We start from the raw sequence: 21,494 nt of genomic DNA on the forward strand, positions 1-21,494 counted from the left end.
CCAAACTTGGTTTATTTGCTAGGCTGAGTTTGACAAATACAGTAACATGAGTTTACCGATTTTTGGTGAGTTCAAAGATAAAACAAGATAGCTTTTCTTTTTTGAGAAAAGCTACCTTTATGGAGGAGTTATAAGAATGACAGTAGATTTTAAAGCAGAAGTTGAAAAACGTAAAGATGCCATGATGGAAGACCTCTTTGCTCTTTTGCGTATCAACTCAGAACGTGATGACAGCAAAGCTGACAAAGAACACCCATTTGGACCTGGTCCAGTAAAAGCTTTGGAACATTTCCTAGCTATGGCTGAACGTGATGGTTACAAAACACGTAACATTGATAACTATGCTGGTGATTTTGAATTTGGTGAAGGTGACGAAGTTCTCGGAATCTTTGCTCACTTAGACGTTGTGCCTGCAGGTAGCGGTTGGGATACTGACCCTTATGAGCCAGTTATCAAAGATGGACGCCTTTATGCGCGTGGGTCATCTGATGATAAAGGTCCAACAATGGCATGTTACTATGCCCTAAAAATCATCAAAGAACTTGGTTTGCCAGTATCTAAAAAAGTTCGTTTCATCGTTGGTACTGATGAAGAATCAGGCTGGGGCGATATGGAATATTATTTTGCTCACAATGGCTTGAAAGACCCTAATTTTGGTTTCTCTCCAGATGCTGAATTCCCAATTATCAATGGTGAAAAAGGAAATATCACAGAATTCCTACACTTTGCAGGTGACAATAACGGTGCCTTCACATTGAATAGTTTCGATGCTGGACTTCGTGATAACATGGTGCCAGAATCAGCAACAGCTATCTTCACAGCTGACAGCACTTTGGCTGAACTTCAAGAAAAATTAACAGCATACACAACAGCTGAAAACTTGACTGCTGAACTGACTCAAGAAGGCGACGCTTTCCGTTTGACAGTTGTCGGAAAATCAGCTCACGGTTCAACACCAGAACTTGGTATCAACGGTGCAACATACCTTGCTAAATTCCTTAACCAATTTGCTTTTGAAGGAGCTGCTAAAGCTTATCTTGAAACAGCAGCAAACGTTCTTCACGGTGATTTTGCAGGTGAAAACCTTGGTGTTGCCTATACTGATGAAAAAATGGGCGCTCTTAGCATGAACGCTGGTGTTTTCAAATTTGACCGCAACTCAGATGACAATACAATCACTCTTAACTTCCGTTACCCACAAGGTACAGATGCGCAAACTATCAAAGCTGAACTTGAAAAACTTAACGGTGTGACAAAAGTAACACTTTCAGATCACGAACACACACCACACTATGTTCCAGCTGATGACCCATTGGTTGCAACACTTCTTTCTGTTTACGAAAAACAAACAGGCTTGAAAGGTTACGAACAAGTTATTGGTGGTGGTACATTTGGACGCCTTCTTAAACGTGGTGTTGCTTTCGGTGCAATGTTCCCAGATTATGTCAATACAATGCACCAAGCAAATGAATTTGCCGACGTTGAAGACCTTTACCGTGCTGCAGCAATCTACGCCGAAGCACTTTACGAATTGATTAAATAACCTTTGACAATGACAGGAGGAGATTTTTACAACTTGTAAGAATCTCTTTCTTTATATTTGAAACCTTTGAAAAGTAGAAGGGGGGAGAAATGGATACCATTGAACAATTAATTGCGGACATTATGGCAGATGAGCAAAATGCGACCTACACTCAACAGGGCATAAAGCCACTTTTTACTGTTCCAAAAACGGCTCGGATTAATATTGTCGGACAAGCTCCTGGCATTCGTGCGCAAGAGTCGGGTTTGTATTGGAATGATCCAAGTGGTGATAATTTGCGAAAATGGCTGGGCGTTGACCGAGAAATATTTTACGATTCTGGGCTTTTTGCGGTTGTACCAATGGATTATTATTTTCCGGGAACGGGAAAATCAGGTGATTTGCCGCCACGAAAGGGCTTTGCTGAAAAGTGGCACAAACGAACCTTGGCTTTCGCACCAAATATTGAATTACATATTTTGGTTGGCTCCTATGCACAGCGTTATTATTTGCAGCAGAAATCTTCTGCCACGTTGACAGAAACGGTAAAACATTATCGCGCCTATTTACCAGAATTTTTCCCTTTGGTACATCCCTCACCTCGCAATAACCTCTGGCAAGCAAGAAATCCTTGGTTTGCAAAAGAAGTTATCCCAGATTTGCAAAAATACGTCAAAGAAATTCTTGAAAGATAATATGATACCTCATTAAAAATAAAAGCATAAGAAAGTATTTTCTAAACAGAAAAGGTATTCTTACGCTTTTTTTATTAATTATGAGTTGTCAGCTAAGCTTTGATTAACCCAATCAATGAAGTTGCTTGTTGAATCACCGCTGATTTCGGCTTCGGTATGTTGTTCACCCCAAACCGTTGCAAAATCAAGGTCTTTAACACCGTAATTTTCAAGGGCAAGTGCCAAATTAACCTCAGTAGTTAAAGCTGTATCGCCTTGACTAAGTCCTGTACGAATTCGCCAATAACTAGCAACATTTGAAGAATTTTCACCACCATAATAATCAGTTAGATAGTACAATGGCGTGTACATATTGATACGTGTGGTTAAATCTTTTCCTAAGCTATCTGTTTTAGCAAGGTCGGTAGTAAAGGCTTCTTCGTAATCTGTTCCTTTGACTAAATCTCCCAAGGTTGAGTCCCAATGAACGCTGTTACCGTCACCATAGCCGAAAAGTTGATTTTCGCCTTGTGATAAATCAAGGGCATCAAAGGCACCCAGAGACTTAGTTGATGATTTCATGTATTTGACAAAATCAGCAATGCTAGAGATACTAGCAGTATTGGTATCCTCGTCATAAGTGACCCATGTTGAATCAGCGTTGAGCGCCGCAATATAATCAGCAGCTGTTTCATAAGTTCCAGATAAATCAATTGTGATTGAAGAAGATGACGTACGATTGATATCATCAACATCCTCAATTGATGTTGTATCATCAGTAGTACCAAGATCGGTTGGGGCTTCGCCAGTCGGCATATCTCCGCCGCCTAAGCCGCCTTGAGAAGATGAGCTGGCATCATATGGGAATGTCGTATTAGCTAAAAATGTGTTAAGTGAATCCTCAATGACTGATTTGAGATAATTGTAGTAGGAACCTGCTTGATAAATGCCGTCATCAGATTTCTTCAAGGTGAGCTTGTTGCCATCTTCATCTTGAAGTCCAAGTTTATTAATATATTTCGCAAAAGCAGTAGCTAAGCCATCTGAAATAGTTTGTTCTTCATCGCTCAAATCAGAACGTGTCGATCCCATGTTCCATTCATAAGCTTCATTTGCGGTATCAAGGTTAGTGATTGGACACCAAGCCATAACACCAGCAACGCTGTCAGAGACACCTTCGACAGCACCGATTTCTGTAAGGTAATCGTCATACAAAGAACTATCTCCAGAAGAACCGATAATAGCAGATTGTGCACCGCCACCAGACATTCCAAAAACAAAGATAGAATCTGTATTTCCTGAAATATTGCCTTGGTTATAACGTAAATAACGAATCGCTGCTTTAGCGTCTGTAACACCACTTGGAGCACCAGAATCACGTCCACGCAATCCTGCAGATACGTAAATCATTCCTTGTGATGTATAATCAGTAGCATCACTAGTATATTCTGTAAGTGCAGACATAGCTGAATAACCAGGTGTATTAATTGGAATCACGATAGGAGCCGTTTCAGAAGTATAATTTCCGACTGTTGCTGAGGTATTTATCTCACAAGTATAGGTTCCATCACCATTATCAGTCGCTGTCATGTAATCACCAGGCACAAAAATTGATAACGTTTGCTGTTCAGCGTCTGTAGGATTAGCCGCATAAGAAATGCCGATTTGATAATAAACATTATCATCAGCATTGTACTGCCATTTTGAGTTATCTACCTTATCAAGTGTCGTTGAGACTTCACCAGAAGAAAGACTAGATGTAGAAGCGGTAGTGTTTTGCGAGCTGGAGCTAGAGGTACTAGAGTTAGAACTTGACGAGCAAGCCGTTAGTAACATAGCAGAGCATAATAAAACAGCAGAGCTTGTAAAGAACCATTTTTTTCTTGGCATAGTATTCTCCCTTTTTAAAAATTTGTCCTAAATTTTTCTTAACCAATAAATGAAAATTAGGTTATTACTTTATCTCAAATTATCTCTATGGTACACTAAAGAAAACGCTGTTACCATAACAAATGTTAAGTAGTGAGGTGATAAGAATTAGTAAAGAAAAGATTTTACAAGAATTTTATGCCTTAGGCACACGATTTGAAGTGCCTAAAAATGCTTTGATTAATACAACGGTTTGCCAAGAAAAGATAACCCATGTTTATTTGCTAGAATCAGGAATTGTTTCTTTGAGTTCTATAACGCCTCAAGGACAAACGATTATTTACCAATATTTTTCACAGCCTGGTTTTTTAAATATCGTTCCATTATTAACACGATTTTATCTAGGGTATGAAAATGACATGACGGTTGATTTGACAGCAAAGACTGCCTGTGTCATTTATCGATTGACTGTTGAGACTTTCATGGCAAAATTAGCAGAGCCGTTGGTGAAAGACCTTATCATTCAAACGGTTTTAGCAGATTATGTGACTGTTATGGAGAAAATTCGTGATAGTGGTGAGGATTCTACAAAGGTTAATTTGTACCGTTTTATCACACAGCATGCGAGCCAAGATGAAACTGGAGCTTATATATTAGACGACTTTTTTACTTACACAGAAATCGGTAATTATTTGCAAGTTCACGAAGTGACTATAGCTCGCTTGATGAGTGAATTAAAAAGAGAAAATATCATTGCAAAACAAGGTAAAACACTCTGTATTATAGATATGAACGCCTTAGAACGGCTGAAATGAGGTGTGTACACACAAAAGATGCTGAAATACTCAGCATCTTTTTGTATTATTTATAAGGGAAGATTATTTCCCCAGACAGAATTGGCTAAAGAGTTTTGTGATTAATTCATCAGGTGCTGCATCACCTGTGATTTCACCGAGAATTTCCCAGCAACGTGTTAAATCAATTTGAAGAAGATCAACAGGCATTCCTAGTTCAAGCCCTTCATTGACGGCTTGCAAACTTTGCACCGCTTTTTCAATCAATGAAATATGGCGAGCATTTGAAAGATAAGTTGCATCTTTTTCAACAATACCAGCATTATCGAAGAAAAGTTGGTTAATACGTTCTTCAATCACGTCGATATTTTGATTTTTAAGAACGGAAATGCGAATGACATCATCTGGCAACTGGTCAGCTTCGATTTTTTCTGGTAAATCCGTTTTATTAAGAAGAATAATGCGGTTACTATCTTTGCTAAGTTCCAAGAGTGCACGGTCTTGGTCAGTCAAAGGTTCAGAACTATTGAGCACAAGAAGAACAAGGTCAGCTTCCTCAAGGGCTTTTTTCGAACGTTCCACACCGATTTTTTCAACCACATCATCTGTTTCGCGGATACCAGCTGTATCAACCAGTTTCAAAGGCACACCTTTGATATTGACATATTCTTCAATCACATCACGGGTTGTTCCCTCAATGTCAGTAACGATAGCCTTATCTTCGCGTAACAGATTGTTAAGCAAACTTGATTTACCAACATTTGGACGACCGATGATAGCAGTAGATAAGCCTTCGCGCAGAATTTTGCCACGTTTTGCAGTACGTAATAGATTTTCCAAAAGTTTTTGGAATTCTTGTGTTTTTTCGCGAATCAAAGCCGTCGTCATTTCTTCCACGTCATCATATTCAGGGTAGTCGATATTGACCTCGACTTGAGCTAAGGTATTTAGAATTTCTTGGCGCGTGTCATTGATTAATTGTGACAATGACCCATCAAGTTGTTTTACCGCAATATTCATGGCTTTGTCTGTTTTCGCACGGATAATATCCATAACGGCTTCCGCTTGTGTCAAGTCAACACGACCATTCAAGAAAGCACGTTTGGTAAATTCACCAGGTTCAGCAAGACGAGCCCCTTGGCGCAAGACAAGTTGCAAAATTTCATTTGTCACGGCAACACCACCGTGCGTATTAATCTCCACGACATTCTCGCAGGTAAAGGTTTTTGGCGCAAGCATCACAGACACCATAACCTCATCAAGCACTTCATCAGTATTAGGGTCAACAATGTGACCGTAATTAATCGTATGTGAAGCAACCTTGTTAAGGTCTTTACCACGATAGACTTTTTGTGCAATAGCTAGTGCTTCCGTACCAGAAAGTCTTACAATCCCGATTGCACCCTCACCAAGCGGTGTAGAAATCGCAGCAATCGTATCAAATTCATTTGTAATCATTACTATTCTTCCTATCTATATGTCAAAGTTATTCTTTGAAAATAATCTTAGTTAATTGTAACGCAAAACATTTTTTCTAGCAATAGACGAGTGCCATTGCAATAATTTCTGATAAAATCAGCTAAAGAATTTACCAAAAACACTAAAACAATTAAGTCCGATTAAAATCATTGTGGCAAAAACACCCTAAATCATGATATAATAGTTATTTGGAAATAGGAATTATTGACAATAATACATAAAATGGTGAGGTAGCTATGGAAAAACTCAAAAAAATGGCTGGTGTCACAGCCGCTCAGTACGTCAAAGATGGTATGGTTGTCGGACTTGGAACAGGCTCAACAGCATACTTTTTTGTTGAAGAAATTGGTCGCCGCATGAAAGAAGAAGGACTCAAAGTTGTCGGCGTAACAACTTCAAGCCAAACAACTGCACAAGCAGAAGGGCTTGGGATTCCTTTGAAAGCTGTTGATGATATTGATGTTATCGATGTTACCGTTGACGGTGCAGATGAAGTTGACACTAACTTCAACGGTATCAAAGGCGGTGGTGGCGCCCTTCTTATGGAAAAAATCGTTGCCACACCAACCAAAGAATATATCTGGGTTGTTGACGAATCAAAAATGGTCGATAAACTCGGTGCCTTCAAATTGCCAGTCGAAGTGGTTCAATATGGTGCAGACCGTATTTTCCGTGAGTTTGAGAAAAAAGGTTACAAACCATCATATCGCATGACAAACGGCGAACGCTTTGTGACTGATATGAAAAATTATATCATCGACCTTGACCTTGGCGTTATTGAAAATCCTGTCGAACTTGGCAAAGAATTGAAAGCCATGGTCGGTGTTGTTGAACATGGTCTCTTCAACGGTATGGTCAATAAAGTTATCGTTGCAGGTAAAGACGGTGTCAACATTTTAGAAGCTAAATAATGATTTCAGCAGGAGGAAATTAACAGTTACCATAACTGAATCTTCTCCTGTTTACTATGTTATATTGATTAATTATTATTTCTAATCACTTGACTTATTAGGATATTAAGAGATTAGGAGGTTTTGGGTGCCAACCGTAACCACCCTAGATTAGGAAAAAATTATGTCAACATTTAATCGTATTCACCTTGTAGTTTTAGATTCTGTCGGAATTGGTGCAGCACCAGATGCTAACAATTTTGTCAATGCTGGTGTGCCAGACGGTGCTTCAGATACCCTTGGTCATATTTCAAAAACAGTCGGATTAACTGTTCCAAATATGGCGAAAATTGGTCTTGGAAATATTCCTCGTGAAACACCTCTAAAAACAGTACCAGCAGAAGCGCAACCAAGTGGCTATGCGACAAAATTAGAAGAAGTATCACGTGGAAAAGATACCATGACAGGTCACTGGGAAATTATGGGGCTTAACATTACAGAGCCTTTTGATACTTTCTTTGAAGGATTCCCAGAAGAAATTTTAACAAAAATCGAAGAGTTTTCAGGGCGTAAAATCATTCGTGAAGCCAACAAACCTTATTCAGGAACACAAGTTATCGCTGACTTTGGTGAACGTCAAATGAAGACAGGTGAATTGATTGTTTACACTTCAGCTGACCCAGTACTTCAAATCGCAGCACACGAAGATATTATTCCACTTGACGAACTTTATAAAATCTGTGAATTTGCTCGTTCTATTACATTAGAACGTCCAAGTTTGCTTGGTCGAATCATTGCTCGTCCATATGTTGGTGAACCTGGTAATTTCACACGTACAGCTAACCGTCGTGACTATGCTTTATCACCATTTGCACCAACAGTGCTTAATAAATTAGCTGACGCAGGTATTCCGACGTACGGTGTCGGAAAAATCAATGATATTTTCAATGGTTCAGGTATTACAAACGACATGGGGCACAATAAATCAAATATGCACGGTGTTGATACCTTGATTAAGACCTTGCAATTGCCAGAATTTACAAAAGGATTATCATTTACAAACCTTGTTGATTTTGATGCCATGTATGGTCACCGTCGTAATGCCGCAGGTTACCGTGATTGTCTAGAAGAATTTGACAATCGTTTGCCTGAAATCATGGAAAATATGAAATCAGATGACCTTCTTTTAATCACAGCAGACCACGGTAATGACCCAACTTACACAGGAACAGACCACACACGTGAATACATTCCATTATTGGCTTACAGCCCATCATTTAAAGGAAATGGTGTCTTACCAGTCGGACATTTTGCTGATATTTCAGCAACAATCGCTGAAAACTTTGGTGTTGAGACAGCCATGATTGGTCAATCTTTCCTAGAAAAATTAGTATAAGAGGTGCATATGACAACAATTATTGAAAAAATTGAAGAAGCTCGTCAGTTCCTGGTATCACAAAGTTGTGACGCTCCTGAATTTGGCTTGATTTTAGGGTCAGGTCTTGGCGAACTTGCCGAAGAAATTGAAAATGCTGTTGTAATTCCCTATGAAAAAATTCCTAATTGGGGAAAATCAACAGTAGCAGGACACGCTGGACAATTGGTTTATGGTGACCTTGGTGGACACAAAGTCATTGCTCTTCAAGGACGTTTTCATTTTTACGAAGGAAATCCAATGGAATTAGTGACTTTCCCAGTTCGTGTCATGAAAGCTCTTGGTTGTAAAGGACTTATTGTGACAAATGCAGCTGGCGGAATTGGCTTTGGTCCAGGAACATTAATGGCAATTTCAGACCATATTAATATGACAGGGCAAAACCCATTGATTGGTGCGAATCTTGATGACTTTGGACCACGTTTCCCAGATATGTCAGATGCTTATACGGCTGAGTATCGTGATACTGCTCACAAAGTCGCTGAAAAAATCGGTATCAAACTTGATGAAGGTATTTATCTTGGGGTTTCTGGACCATGTTACGAAACACCTGCCGAAATTCGTGCCTTCCAAACTCTTGGAGCTGATGCGGTTGGTATGTCAACAGTTCCAGAAGTCATCGTTGCTGCTCATTCAGGTTTGAAAGTTTTAGGAATTTCAGCCATCACAAACCATGCCGCAGGTTTCCAAAGTTCACTTAATCATGAAGAAGTTGTTGCTGTTACACAACAAATCAAAGAGGACTTCAAAACCCTAGTTAAGGCTGTTTTGGCAGAATTGTAAGTCAATATTAAAACTTGGTATTATCATACTAAATCAGAAAGAGATGTGTTATGCGAATTCATTTTATTGTTCACGAAGCTTTTGAAGCACCAGGTGCTTACTATGATTGGGCTATTAAACGTGGTCATGATGTGACAATAACAAAACTTTACCAAGGCGAAAAATTGCCAAAAGACAGTTCTGGTATTGACCTACTAATTGTTATGGGTGGACCACAAAGCCCACGAACAACAGTAGTAGAATGTCCTCATTTTGATGCACAAGCTGAAATCTCGCTTATCAAAGAAGCTATTTCACAAGATAAACGAGTTCTTGGTATTTGTTTAGGAGCTCAATTGCTAGGTGAAGCCTACGGAGCATCTGTTGAAAGAAGCCCAGAAAAAGAAATTGGAAATTATCCAATCACATTAACAGAAGCTGGTTTAGCAAATTGTAATCTTTCGCATATTGGAACATCTACAACTGTTGGGCACTGGCATGGCGATATGCCTGGTTTGACACCACAAGCCAAAATTCTTGCAATTAGTCAAGGTTGCCCACGACAAATTGTCAAATACAGTGATAAACACTATGCTTTCCAATGCCATTTAGAGTTTTCAAAACCATTGATTGAAGCACTTTTGGCAGAAGAAGTTGATTATGATGAACAAGTTAAGACACACTCATACCTTCAAGCAGCAAATGAAATGCTAGCTTATGATTATTCAGAAATGAATCATATTTTAGAGCAATTTTTAGATGCTTTCACAAAATAAAAGATTTAACTCTAAAACTTACTGCTTACGCTTTAGTGCTACCCTCCTTTTGACTAGTCTAGTAGCAGGAGTAGGCGGTATTTTACTTCATGACTTATTAGAATTGGTTGAATGGACGATTTTTGGTCATGGGGAAAGTACAGGCGCGCAACCTGTCACAAACCTACAATTTATTATCATCTTATTAGCTGGTATTATTTCAGCGTTTATTTGGTTTGTTTTACAAGATAAAAATCGTCAAATCATTTCAATCAAATCACAGCTAAAAGCTACTGATGACAGCAAACGTCCGATACTTTGGATACACTTGATACATATTTTTCTTCAAGTGGCTTCAGTCGGAGCTGGTTCACCTATTGGTAAAGAAGGTGCGCCACGAGAACTGGGAGCTTTAGGGGCAGGTCGTATTTCTGACCGAATGACATTGACCTTAAAAGACCGAAGGCTTGCTATTGTTTGTGGGGCATCAGCAGGGTTGGCAGCTGTTTATCAAGTACCGATTGCCAGTATCTTTTTTGCTTTTGAAACACTTGGATTAGGGCTGTCATTTTTGAACCTTATTTCAGTTTCAGGCACCGCGATTCTAGCTAGTCTTATTGCGGGAACGGTTATTTCAGATACACCACTTTATCATTCAGGGCAAGTCGTGCTCGATGCTAAAACATGTGGTCTTACAATCCTTCTAGCCATCCTTATCACCCCCTTAGCGCAGCTATTTCGCTACCTCACCCAAAAGGCTCAAGCCAGCAAAGTGACAACTAAAAGCATTTTGTGGAAACTTCCCTTAACTTTTTTGCTTCTCGCAAGCTGTTCTCTTTATTTTCCAGAGATTTTGGGAAATGGCGGAGCTTTGGCACAAGCTGTTTTTGATGGGATGGGTGTGTGGTATGCTTTAGCTTGTGTGGTTATTAAAGCCGTACTTGTTTTGCTGACGCTGAAAAATGGTGCCTACGGAGGCACTCTGACACCGTCATTTTCAATAGGCGCTGTCCTAGGATTCTTGGTAGCAGTGCTGTGTCAATTGGTAGTCCCAGAATTATCACTAACTTCAGCTATGTTAATTGGCTCAAGTATCTTTTTAGCCATTACCATGAACGCTCCGTTAACAGCTGTTGGTTTGGTTGTGTCGTTTACGGGACAATCTCTCAAAGCTCTTCCAATTTTGCTTCTTGCAGTCATCGTAGCCTTTGCTACAAAAACTATTATTGAACACATTGAAAGGAAATATTATGTCAATCCATATCGAAGCCAAACAAGGCGAAATCGCAGATAAAATTTTACTTCCAGGAGACCCACTCCGTGCTAAATTTATCGCAGAAAACTTTTTAGAAGATGCCGTATGTTTTAACAATGTCCGTGGTATGCTTGGTTTTACAGGAACTTATAAAGGCGAACGTGTCAGCGTTATGGGAACTGGTATGGGAATGCCATCAATCTCTATCTACGCGACTGAATTAATCCAATCTTACGGCGTTAAAAAATTAATCTGTGTCGGAACAGCTGGCTCACTTAATAAAGATGTTCACGTTCGCGAACTTGTTTTGGCACAAGCAGCAGCAACAACATCAAGCATGATAAAAAATGAATGGCCACAGTATGATTTTCCACAAATTGCTGATTTCACCTTGCTTGACAAAGCCTACCATATTGCGCAAGACCTTGGAATGACAACTCACGTTGGCAGCGTGTTATCTGTTGACGCTTTTTATTCAGATTTTGCTGAAAATAATGTCAAACTCGGGCAACTTGGTGTGAAAGCTGTTGAGATGGAAGCCGCTGCACTTTACTATCTCGCAGCAAAACACGGCGTTCAAGCACTCGGTATCATGACGATTTCTGATAGCCTTGTTGCTGACGAAGACACAACCGCTCAAGAACGCCAAACAACTTTCACAGACATGATGAAAGTCGGTCTTGAAACTCTTATTGCAGATTAATGCAAGAAATATATGAAACAATAGACATCCTTTTGGATGTCTATGCTTATAATCACGCTTGGAAAATAGCAGAGCAGCACAGCGATTTTCCAGCGCAAAGCCGTTATCTTTTAGAAATGTTAAAAGAGCGTAGGGAACTTAACGTTGACTTTGCTTTTTCACATCCAGCAGAAAATCAAGTAATTTTAGCCAATTATGGCGTTTCACTCATTACCAATGCGTATGAGGAAGAACAATTAGCAAATTATATTATGGATTTGGAAGCTAAGGTGAAAAATGGCAATATCATTGATTTTGTCCGCTCTGTTAGTCCAATTCTATATAGGCTCTTTCAACGTCTTGCCAAACGCGAAATTCCAAATTTGGAAAACTATATCCACGATGCTAAAAACGACCAGTATGATACTTGGCTGTTTACAAAAATGAAGCAGAGCGACTATGCTATTTTTCATAGATATCTTGAGATTCGTCGTGATGGCAAAGTGACTTCAAAAGCTTTGGCAGAACTCTTACAGTACGGACAACTTCCTCAGGAAACTAAACAGTTAATCAGCGAACTTCGTAATTTTGAAAAATCCGTTCGGAATCCCCTAGCCCACCTCATCAAGCCTTTTGACGAAGAAGAACTACACCGAACAACAAATTTCTCATCCCAAGCCTTTCTAGATAAAATCATTGCCCTTGCTACCTATGCAGGTGTCAAATATAACAAAGAAAAATTCTATTTCGACCAAGTTAATGACATTATCAAAAGTGAGTTGAAGAGAAATGGATAGAACATCAAAACTCTTGGACAATGTCCAAGAGTTTTTAGTTATCAAATTTAACTTCTTCAAGGAGATATTCAATAAATCGTTCGCCCATTTTTGAAAGGTTAGCTTTTTCGTGGCGAATATAGACAATGTCAATCATATCTTCAACATCAAGTGGAATAGAAACAATATTATCACCATTTAGATTGCTATTTAAAATACCTGTAGCGATTGTATAACCGTCGAGTCCAATCAAGAGATTGAAAAGTGTCGCGCGGTCACTAACGACAATCGATTTCTTATGGGGAATTTGTGAAAAAATTTCTTCAGAGAAGTAGAAGGAATTATGAATCCCTTGATCGTAGCTAAGGTAAGGAAATTCTTCCAAATCTTCCATCGTTACCAGTTTTTTGCTTGCAAGAGGATTGTTTTTGCTGACAAAGATATGCGGACGCGTTCTAAAAAGACTCGTATAGGTTAGATGATTATCATCGAACATTTTGGTCAAAACATCGTGGTTATAACTATTCAAAAATAAAACGCCAATTTCTGAACGAAAATTCTTAACATCATCAATGATTTCATACGTTCGTGTTTCACGAAGGAAGAGCTCATAACGTGACATATCTGTTCCTTCCAAAAGCGAAACAAAAGCATTGACAACGAAAGCATAGTGCTGTGAAGATACGCTAAACAGTTCTCGGTTTGTATTTTTGCTCTTATAACGTTCCTCTAAAAGAGCTGTTTGTTCTAAAATTTGGCGAGCATAAGAAAGAAACTCAACGCCATCCTTAGTCAAGGTAATGCCTTTTGGGTTACGAATAAAAATTTCAATCCCCATTTCACGCTCCAAATCTCGTACAGCATTTGAAAGGCTTGGTTGAGTGATAAAAAGCTGCTTAGCAGCCTCGTTCATGCTCCCTGTTTCTACTATTTTAACGATATAGTGTAATTGTTGTATTCTCATAGCCTTAGTTTAGCCTAAAAATGAAATTCCCGCAAGTAGACAACGTTTTCTTATGATGGGAGTGCTTTAAAAACGAATATTTACATTACAGCAACAAAATTACAAAAAGATAACTAAAACGTAACATTTTAGTGATTGATTTACTTTTCTTAAAATAAAACGCTTATATTTCTCAAATAATGCTTTAGGAAGCGCCTACAAACGTAAAGGTTTAGAAAATTACAAAATTGCAAAAAAATTACAAAAGTGCTAAAATAGGAACGTTAATATCCTTATAGGAATCGGAGATTTAAAATGCCCACACATTCACGTCATAGAAGACATCATAAGAGTTCACGTTCATATTCTCGTTTTGATACGAAGACGATAGTAAATAGTGTTTTATTAGTGTTGTTTGCTTTGTTAGCGGGAATCGCAACTTATCTCATGTATGCCAATAATATTCTAGCTTTTCGTCATCTGAATATTATCTACACCGTTTTACTAGTTGCTGTATTCCTTATATCTTTGGTTTTGATAATTCGGAAAAAAGGGAAAATTGTTGTGACGGTTCTCTTGGTTATTTTTTCAATTGTCGCAGCTATTTCACTTTTTGCTTTTAAATCATTGGTTGATGTGGCTAATGATATGAATAAATCAGCCTCATATTCAGAAATTGAGATGAGTGTTGTGGTGCCAGCAGATAGCTCGATTTCAGATGTGACAGAATTATCAAGCGTTCAAGCACCGACTAATGCTGACGGTAGCAACATTGATGCGTTAATCTCACAAATCAAATCTGATAAAGGTGTTGATTTAGCGACAGAAACAGTAGATTCTTATCAAGCCGCTTATGAAAATTTGATTAATGGTTCAAGTCAAGCAATGGTTTTGAACAGTGCTTATTCAAGCTTGCTTGAGCTATCATATGATGATTACGAATCAAACTTGAAAACAATTTATACTTATAAAATTAAGAAGAGTGCTTCAAGCGAAGCAAAATCATCTGATGCTAATGTCTTTAACATTTATATTAGTGGTATTGATACCTACGGTTCTATTTCAACCGTTTCACGTTCAGATGTTAATATCATCTTGACAGTTAATATGAATACACATAAGATTTTGATGACAACAACACCACGTGACTCATATGTTCAAATTCCAGACGGCGGTGCAGATCAATACGATAAACTGACACACGCTGGTATCTATGGTGTTGAAACATCTGAAAAGACACTAGAAAATCTTTACGGTATTGATATTGATTATTACGCTCGTATCAACTTTACATCATTTGTGAGTCTTATTGATGCTATTGGTGGTGTAACAGTTTATAATGATCAGGCATTTACAAGTCTCCATGGTAATTATAATTTTGAAGTTGGTAATGTTAATTTGAGTTCAGGAGAAGAAGCTTTAGGCTTTGTTCGTGAACGTTACAGTCTTACAAATGGTGACTATGACCGTGGAAATAATCAACTTAAGGTTATTCAAGCAATCATTAATAAATTAACATCATTTAGTTCAATTTCAAATTACTCAACAATTATTTCTACCTTGCAGGATTCTGTTCAAACGGATATGTCATTAGATACAATGATGAGCCTTGCTAATGCTCAGCTTGATTCAGGTAAGAAATTTACAATTACATCACAAGAAGTAACTGGTACAGGTTCAACAGGAGAATTGACTTCTTATGCCATGCCAACTGCAAGTCTTTATATGATTCAGTTGGATGATGCTAGTGTAGCAAGTGCATCACAAGCCATTAAAGATGTTATGGAAGGTAATTAGATGATTGATATTCATTCGCATATTGTTTTTGATGTAGATGACGGACCAACTACTATTGAAGAGAGCTTAGCTTTGGTTGGGGAAAGTTATCGTCAGGGTGTGCGTACGATTGTCTCAACGTCACATCGTCGCAAAGGAATGTTTGAAACACCAGAAGATAAGATTTTTGCTAATTTTAGTCAAGTCAAAGAAGCTGCTGAAGCCAAATATGAAGGCTTAGAAATCTTATATGGTGGCGAACTCTACTATAGTAGCGATATTCTGGAAAGACTGGAACATCATCAAGTTCCAAGAATGAACGATACACGTTTTGCATTGATTGAGTTTAGTATGACAACACCATGGAAGGAGATTCATACAGCACTTAGCAATGTGATTATGCTTGGAATCACACCAGTTGTTGCTCATATCGAACGCTATAATGCGCTTGAATTTAATGAAGAACGTGTTAAGGAATTGATTAACATGGGGTGTTACACGCAAATTAATAGCTCACATGTTCTCAAACCAAAATTATTTGGCGATAAATACCGTCAGTTCAAAAAACGAGCACGTTATTTCTTGGAAAAAAATCTTGTTCATTGTGTCGCAAGCGATATGCATAACCTTGGACCAAGACCGCCATTTATGGACGAAGCTAGGGAAATCGTTACAAGAGATTTTGGACCAAATAGGGCATATGCTCTTTTCGAGGGAAATCCTCAAACCTTATTAGAAAATAAAGATTTATAGGAGTTAATATGAATTCAAATGATAATGCAAGTATCGAGATTGATGTGCTCTATTTGCTAAGAAAACTTTGGAGTAGAAAATTTTTCATTATTTTCATTGCTCTAGCTGTTGGGATAGTAGCTTTACTTGGTAGTATCTTTTTTATCAAACCTAAGTACACATCAACAACTCGTATTTATGTTGTGAGTCGAAGTAGTGACAGCAGTTTGACCAATCAGGATTTGCAAGCAGGTTCTTACCTTGTTAATGACTATAAAGAAGTCATTACGTCAAATGAAGTTTTGTCATCTGTTATTGATCAAGAAAACCTGTCACTTTCTACAAGTGAATTGTCAAATATGATTTCTGTAAGTATTCCAACAGATACACGTGTTATTTCAATCTCTGTTGAAGATACAGATGCGCAAGAAGCTTCTGATATTGCTAACACTATCCGTGAAGTTGCTGCAGAAAAAATCAAATCTGTAACCAAGGTAGATGATGTGACAACTTTGGAAGCTGCCGAAGTCGCTAGCAAACCATCATCACCAAATATTAAACGCAATGCTGCTTTAGGTGCACTTGTTGGTGGTTTCTTGGCTATTGTTGGTATTCTTGTGCTTGAAGTACTTGATGACCGTGTTCGTCGTCCAGAAGACGTCGAAGAAGTGCTTGGTATGACACTTTTAGGAGTTGTACCAGATATTGATAAATTATAAGGAGAAAAATTGTAATGCCACAATTAGAATTAGTGAGAGCTAAAGCTCAAATGGTTAAATCTATGGAGGAATATTACAATTCTATCCGTACCAATATTCAATTTAGTGGACGTGATTTAAAAGTAATTACGTTAACTTCGGCTCAACCTGGCGAAGGAAAATCAACAACGTCTGTTAACCTTGCAATTTCTTTTGCGCGTGCAGGTTTCCGTACACTTTTGATTGATGCGGATACACGTAATTCAGTCATGTCAGGAACGTTTAAATCTAATGAACGTTATCAGGGGTTGACAAGTTTCTTGTCTGGAAATGCAGAGTTGTCAGATGTTATTTGTGACACAAGTATTGATAATTTGATGATTATTCCTGCTGGGCAAGTCCCACCAAATCCAACATCATTGATTCAAAATGATAACTTCAAAGCGATGATTGAAACTGTTCGTGGACTTTACGACTATGTTATCATTGATACACCACCGCTTGGTTTGGTTATTGATGCTGCTATCCTAGCACACCATTCAGATGCTAGCTTGCTTGTGACAAAAGCAGGAGAAGATAGACGTCGTACAGTTACAAAACTAAAGGAACAATTGGAACAGAGTGGTTCAGTTTTCCTTGGCGTTATTTTGAATAAATATGATATTCACTTAGATAAGTATGGTTCATATGGTAGTTACGGTGGGTATGGTAGCTATGGCAATTACGGAAAAAGTGAAGAAAAAACAAAAATTGGTAGAGGTAAACGAAAAAAATAGCTGATACCTTTACCTTAGAATAGGGAACAGGGAGTTATATGTATAGCGAAGATTCGAAAAAGAAAGTTTATTACCTTTTGTCGGATATTATAGCTTTAGTGGTAAGTTACCTCATCTTAGCACAATTTTATCCTTATCATCTTTTTGATAGTAAATTCTTTGCAGTTGTTTTTGGGATTTTAATTGTGATTGTTGGTGTTTTGAGCGATGAATACTCTTCAATTACAAATCGTGGTTATTTAAAAGAATTAAAAGCATCTGTGATTTATGGTATGAAAGTTTTAGTTTTATTTACTTTTGTACTGATACTTGGAAAAATTCGTTTTATCCATGACATTTCACAGATGTCTTATTTCTTCTTGGGGCAAATTTTTATTTTAGTAAGCCTTTTTGTCTTCATTGGACGTATTTTAGTTAAGAATCTTTTCAAAAGTCATGCAACGGATATTAAACAGGTATTGTTTGTCACGGATTTTACGAATGGTAAGGAAGTCATTAAAGAACTTAATAATTCCAATTACCATATCGCTGCTTATATCAGTCGTCGTGATAATCCTGACATTTCACAGCCTATCTTAAAAAGTACTAAAGAAATTAGGGATTTTGTGGCAAATCACCAAGTTGACGAGATATTTGTTGCCAAAAATCACCAAGATGATTTTATAGAATTTGCTCATTGCTTAAAATTGTTAGGAATTCCAACGACAGTAGCTGTTGGGAATTATTCGGACTTCTATGTTGGAAATAGTGTTCTAAAAAAAGTAGGTGATACGACCTTCATAACGACAGCATTCAATATTGTAAAATTCCGTCAGATTGCTTTAAAACGTCTTATGGATATTGCAATGGCTTTAGTTGGATTAGTGATTACTGGGATTGTAGCTATTATTATTGCACCAATAGTCAAGAAACAATCACCAGGACCTCTAATCTTCAAACAAAAACGTGTTGGTAAAAACGGTAAAGTTTTTGAAATTTACAAATTTAGAAGCATGTACACCGATGCCGAAGAACGCAAAAAAGAATTACTAGCGCAAAATGATTTGGATACTGACTTAATGTTTAAGATGGAAGATGACCCTCGTATCTTCCCATTTGGACATAAGTTACGTGATTGGTCACTTGATGAATTACCACAATTTATCAATGTCCTAAAAGGTGAAATGTCTGTTGTGGGCACGCGTCCACCAACGCTTGATGAGTATCATCACTATGAGTTACATCATTTCAAACGCTTAACAACCAAACCAGGAATCACTGGCTTATGGCAAGTTAGCGGTCGTAGTGACATTACCGACTTTGAAGAAGTCGTGGCACTTGATATGAAGTATATCCAAAACTGGAGCATCAGTGAAGATATTAAAATTATTGCCAAAACATTTGGAGTCGTACTAAAAAGAGAGGGAAGTAGGTAGGGTCCCTCTTCATTCTTGTATTGGGAGAAAAAATGAAAAGTGTCTATATTATAGGTTCAAAAGGAATACCAGCAAATTATGGTGGGTTTGAAACCTTTGTAGAAAAACTAACTGAAAATCAAAAAGATAAAAATATCAAATATTATGTGGCATGTATGCGAGAAAACTCTGCTAAATCAAATATCACAGATGATATTTTTGAACATAATGGAGCAACTTGTTTTAATATTGATGTGCCAAATATTGGTCCTGCACGAGCAATTGCCTATGACATCGCTGTTCTAAACAGGTCGATTGAAATCGCAAAAGAAAATGGTGATGTTAATCCAATTTTTTATGTTTTAGCTTGTCGCATCGGACCATTCATTAATCATTTTAAAAAGCAAATCCACGCTCTTGGTGGTCAATTATTTGTTAATCCAGATGGACATGAATGGATGCGTCAAAAATGGAGTGCCCCTGTTCGTCGTTATTGGAAAGTTTCTGAGTCATTGATGGTAAAACATGCTGATTTATTGGTATGTGATAGTAAGAATATTGAAAAATATATCCAAGATGACTATAAAAAATATTCACCAAAGACAACTTACATCGCTTATGGAACAGAGCTTGAAAAATCTAGCCTTTCTTCAAAAGACCGTGTCGTACGTGAATGGTTTTCAGAAAAGGGAGTTTCAGAAAATAATTATTACCTTGTTGTTGGACGATTCGTTCCAGAAAATAACTATGAGGCAATGCTTCGTGAGTTTATGAAGTCAAATACAAAAAAAGATTTTGTATTGATTACTAATGTTGAACAAAATGCCTTTTACGAAAAACTGAAAAAAGAAACAGGTTTTGACAAAGACTCTCGCATCAAATTTGTAGGAACTGTTTATAATCAAGAACTTCTTAAATATATTCGTGAAAATGCATATGCTTACTTCCACGGTCATGAAGTTGGTGGAACAAATCCATCACTATTAGAAGCATTATCTTCAACTAAGTTAAATCTCTTGCTTAATGTTGGATTTAACAAAGAAGTTGGTGAAGATGGAGCAATTTATTGGGATAAAGATAATCTTCATAAGGTTATTGAAGATGCAGAAGCAATGTCTCAAGAGCAAATTGATGAATTAGATAGACTGTCAACAAAACAAGTCCAAGAACACTTTAGTTGGGATTTTATTGTTGATGAGTACGAAGGATTGTTTGGGGAGTTTGATTAATTGTTTTCAATAGGTGTTATTGGTGCTGGAACATGGGGATTAGCTTTAGCACGTGTACTTTCATTGAACGGGAATAATGTGACCGTTTGGTCAGCTATCCCATCAGAAATTGATGAATTAGTAGAAACACGTCGAAATAATCGATTGCCTGACATGGTTATTCCAGATAATATTGTTTTTACAAAATCAATTGAAGAAGTTTGTAAAAAAAAAGATATCATTTTATTTGCCGTGCCATCTGTATTTGTACGTGAGACAGCAGCAAAAATTCGGGAGTTTATTCCTAAAAATCAAATAATTGTTGATGTTGCTAAAGGAATCGAGAAAAAAACTCACTATATGTTATCAGAAGTGATTACAACTGAAATAAAGAAAGATGGGAAACATGATAACATTGAAGTTGTAGCTTTATCTGGTCCTACACATGCTGAGGAAGTTGCACTTGACTTGCCAACTACCATAGTATCTGCTTGTGAAAATGAAACCGTTGCTAAATTTGTTCAAGATATTTTTATGAGTGAAAACCTACGTGTTTATACTAATAATGACATCAAAGGCGTTGAACTATGTGGGGCGCTAAAAAATATTGTAGCACTAGCTGCAGGAATTTCTCAAGGACTAGGTTATGGTGACAATGCTAAGGCAGCGTTAATTACAAGAGGAATGTCTGAAATTAAACGTTTAGGTTTAGCGATGGGATGTTTAGAAAGCACTTTTGAGGGACTTGCTGGTGTTGGTGATCTAATTGTTACAGCAACTAGCGAACATAGCCGTAATAATAAAGCTGGGCAACTCATTGGTCAAGGATACTCAGTTCAAGAAGCACTGGATAAAGTTCAAATGGTTGTAGAGGGTGTTAATGCGCTACCAGCAGCTTTAGAATTATCAGAGACTTATCAGATTGAACTTCCAATTATTTTTGCGGTCAACGATATTATCAATAAAGGCTGTAATCCAGCTCAAGTAGTAAAAGAATTGATGAATCGAGATAAAAAATCTGAGTGTGAAAAATCAATTTTAGATATCACTTTTGAAAATACAATACTAAAAAAT

The 21,494-nt window shown here is 37.6% G+C and carries 19 protein-coding genes and 1 pseudogene; 17 read left to right on the forward strand and 3 right to left on the reverse strand.

Translation table 11 applies throughout. The features are described from left to right. Nucleotides 1-136 precede the first annotated feature (136 nt). Nucleotides 137-1,543, forward strand: a complete 1,407-nt coding sequence (gene pepV / locus BTR42_RS05275) for a dipeptidase PepV (protein ID WP_077496710.1) — start codon at nt 137-139, stop codon at nt 1,541-1,543. 89 nt (nt 1,544-1,632) lie between these two features. Beyond that, nucleotides 1,633-2,217: a uracil-DNA glycosylase family protein gene (locus BTR42_RS05280; protein ID WP_012961862.1), complete on the forward strand. Its 585-nt coding sequence runs from the start codon at nt 1,633-1,635 to the stop codon at nt 2,215-2,217. Nucleotides 2,218-2,295: 78 nt separating this feature from the next. On the opposite strand, the gene BTR42_RS05285 is transcribed toward BTR42_RS05280, so the two are convergent. Continuing rightward, on the reverse strand, nt 2,296-4,086 hold the full coding sequence (locus tag BTR42_RS05285; protein WP_077496712.1) for a subtype A tannase: 1,791 nt from the start codon (nt 4,084-4,086) through the stop codon (nt 2,296-2,298). Nucleotides 4,087-4,208: 122 nt separating this feature from the next. Here BTR42_RS05285 and BTR42_RS05290 point away from each other — a divergent pair, with 122 nt between their 5' ends. Beyond that, nucleotides 4,209-4,880 carry a Crp/Fnr family transcriptional regulator gene (locus BTR42_RS05290; protein WP_009854049.1) on the forward strand — a complete coding sequence of 224 codons (672 nt, stop codon included), beginning with the start codon at nt 4,209-4,211 and terminating at the stop codon, nt 4,878-4,880. 63 nt (nt 4,881-4,943) lie between these two features. On the opposite strand, the gene mnmE is transcribed toward BTR42_RS05290, so the two are convergent. Then, complete coding sequence (gene mnmE, locus BTR42_RS05295; protein ID WP_077496714.1) at nt 4,944-6,317, reverse strand: tRNA uridine-5-carboxymethylaminomethyl(34) synthesis GTPase MnmE; 1,374 nt, start codon at nt 6,315-6,317, stop codon at nt 4,944-4,946. A 257-nt stretch (nt 6,318-6,574) separates the two neighbouring features. On the opposite strand from mnmE, the gene rpiA reads away from it, so the two are divergent. From rpiA to BTR42_RS05330, 7 genes are all read left to right on the forward strand, one after another. After that, nucleotides 6,575-7,249: a ribose-5-phosphate isomerase RpiA gene (rpiA, locus tag BTR42_RS05300; RefSeq protein WP_077496716.1), complete on the forward strand. Its 675-nt coding sequence runs from the start codon at nt 6,575-6,577 to the stop codon at nt 7,247-7,249. Between the two features lie 163 nt (nt 7,250-7,412). Then, on the forward strand, nt 7,413-8,624 hold the full coding sequence (locus tag BTR42_RS05305) for a phosphopentomutase (RefSeq protein ID WP_009854052.1): 1,212 nt from the start codon (nt 7,413-7,415) through the stop codon (nt 8,622-8,624). A gap of 9 nt (nt 8,625-8,633) precedes the next feature. Then, entirely contained in the window at nt 8,634-9,446 is an 813-nt protein-coding gene (locus BTR42_RS05310; protein WP_012961868.1) for a purine-nucleoside phosphorylase, read from the forward strand. Between the two features lie 50 nt (nt 9,447-9,496). After that, nucleotides 9,497-10,201: a type 1 glutamine amidotransferase gene (locus tag BTR42_RS05315; protein ID WP_077496718.1), complete on the forward strand. Its 705-nt coding sequence runs from the start codon at nt 9,497-9,499 to the stop codon at nt 10,199-10,201. Then, complete coding sequence (locus BTR42_RS05320; RefSeq protein WP_077496720.1) at nt 10,185-11,474, forward strand: chloride channel protein; 1,290 nt, start codon at nt 10,185-10,187, stop codon at nt 11,472-11,474. Before BTR42_RS05315 ends, BTR42_RS05320 begins: the two co-directional genes overlap by 17 nt. Further along, a complete protein-coding gene (deoD, locus tag BTR42_RS05325) occupies nt 11,431-12,138 on the forward strand; it encodes a purine-nucleoside phosphorylase (protein ID WP_077496722.1) in 708 nt (235 codons plus the stop codon). Before BTR42_RS05320 ends, deoD begins: the two co-directional genes overlap by 44 nt. After that, the gene (locus BTR42_RS05330) at nt 12,138-12,914 is read left to right on the forward strand and encodes a Gbs1250 family HEPN protein (protein WP_077496724.1); all 777 of its coding nucleotides are present in this window, start codon (nt 12,138-12,140) and stop codon (nt 12,912-12,914) included. Before deoD ends, BTR42_RS05330 begins: the two co-directional genes overlap by 1 nt. A gap of 34 nt (nt 12,915-12,948) precedes the next feature. On the opposite strand, the gene BTR42_RS05335 is transcribed toward BTR42_RS05330, so the two are convergent. Then, nucleotides 12,949-13,857 (reverse strand): LysR family transcriptional regulator, encoded by a 909-nt coding sequence (locus BTR42_RS05335; RefSeq protein ID WP_012961872.1) that lies wholly within the window; start codon nt 13,855-13,857, stop codon nt 12,949-12,951. A gap of 294 nt (nt 13,858-14,151) precedes the next feature. Between BTR42_RS05335 and cpsA the strand changes: the two genes are divergently transcribed. From cpsA to BTR42_RS05370, 7 genes and pseudogenes are all read left to right on the forward strand, one after another. Next, nucleotides 14,152-15,633: an LCP family glycopolymer transferase CpsA gene (gene cpsA / locus BTR42_RS05340; protein WP_012961873.1), complete on the forward strand. Its 1,482-nt coding sequence runs from the start codon at nt 14,152-14,154 to the stop codon at nt 15,631-15,633. After that, complete coding sequence (gene cps4B, locus BTR42_RS05345; RefSeq protein ID WP_077496726.1) at nt 15,634-16,365, forward strand: capsular polysaccharide biosynthesis protein Cps4B; 732 nt, start codon at nt 15,634-15,636, stop codon at nt 16,363-16,365. It abuts the gene before it with no gap. 8 nt (nt 16,366-16,373) lie between these two features. Then, the gene (locus BTR42_RS05350; RefSeq protein WP_009854060.1) at nt 16,374-17,063 is read left to right on the forward strand and encodes a Wzz/FepE/Etk N-terminal domain-containing protein; all 690 of its coding nucleotides are present in this window, start codon (nt 16,374-16,376) and stop codon (nt 17,061-17,063) included. 14 nt (nt 17,064-17,077) lie between these two features. After that, a complete protein-coding gene (locus tag BTR42_RS05355; protein WP_009854061.1) occupies nt 17,078-17,818 on the forward strand; it encodes a tyrosine-protein kinase in 741 nt (246 codons plus the stop codon). A gap of 38 nt (nt 17,819-17,856) precedes the next feature. After that, nucleotides 17,857-19,233 carry a sugar transferase gene (locus BTR42_RS05360; protein WP_009854062.1) on the forward strand — a complete coding sequence of 459 codons (1,377 nt, stop codon included), beginning with the start codon at nt 17,857-17,859 and terminating at the stop codon, nt 19,231-19,233. A 32-nt stretch (nt 19,234-19,265) separates the two neighbouring features. Continuing rightward, nucleotides 19,266-20,441, forward strand: coding sequence for a beta 1-4 rhamnosyltransferase Cps2T (gene cps2T / locus BTR42_RS05365; RefSeq protein WP_077496728.1), 1,176 nt, complete (start codon nt 19,266-19,268; stop codon nt 20,439-20,441). Then, nucleotides 20,442-21,452 (forward strand): annotated as a pseudogene (locus BTR42_RS05370) (NAD(P)H-dependent glycerol-3-phosphate dehydrogenase); the annotation flags it as partial. Nucleotides 21,453-21,494: the final 42 nt, after the last annotated feature.

Origin of the sequence: Streptococcus gallolyticus subsp. gallolyticus DSM 16831, assembly GCF_002000985.1 — a bacterium.
In the GTDB taxonomy this organism is placed as follows: Bacteria; Bacillota; Bacilli; order Lactobacillales; family Streptococcaceae; genus Streptococcus; species Streptococcus gallolyticus.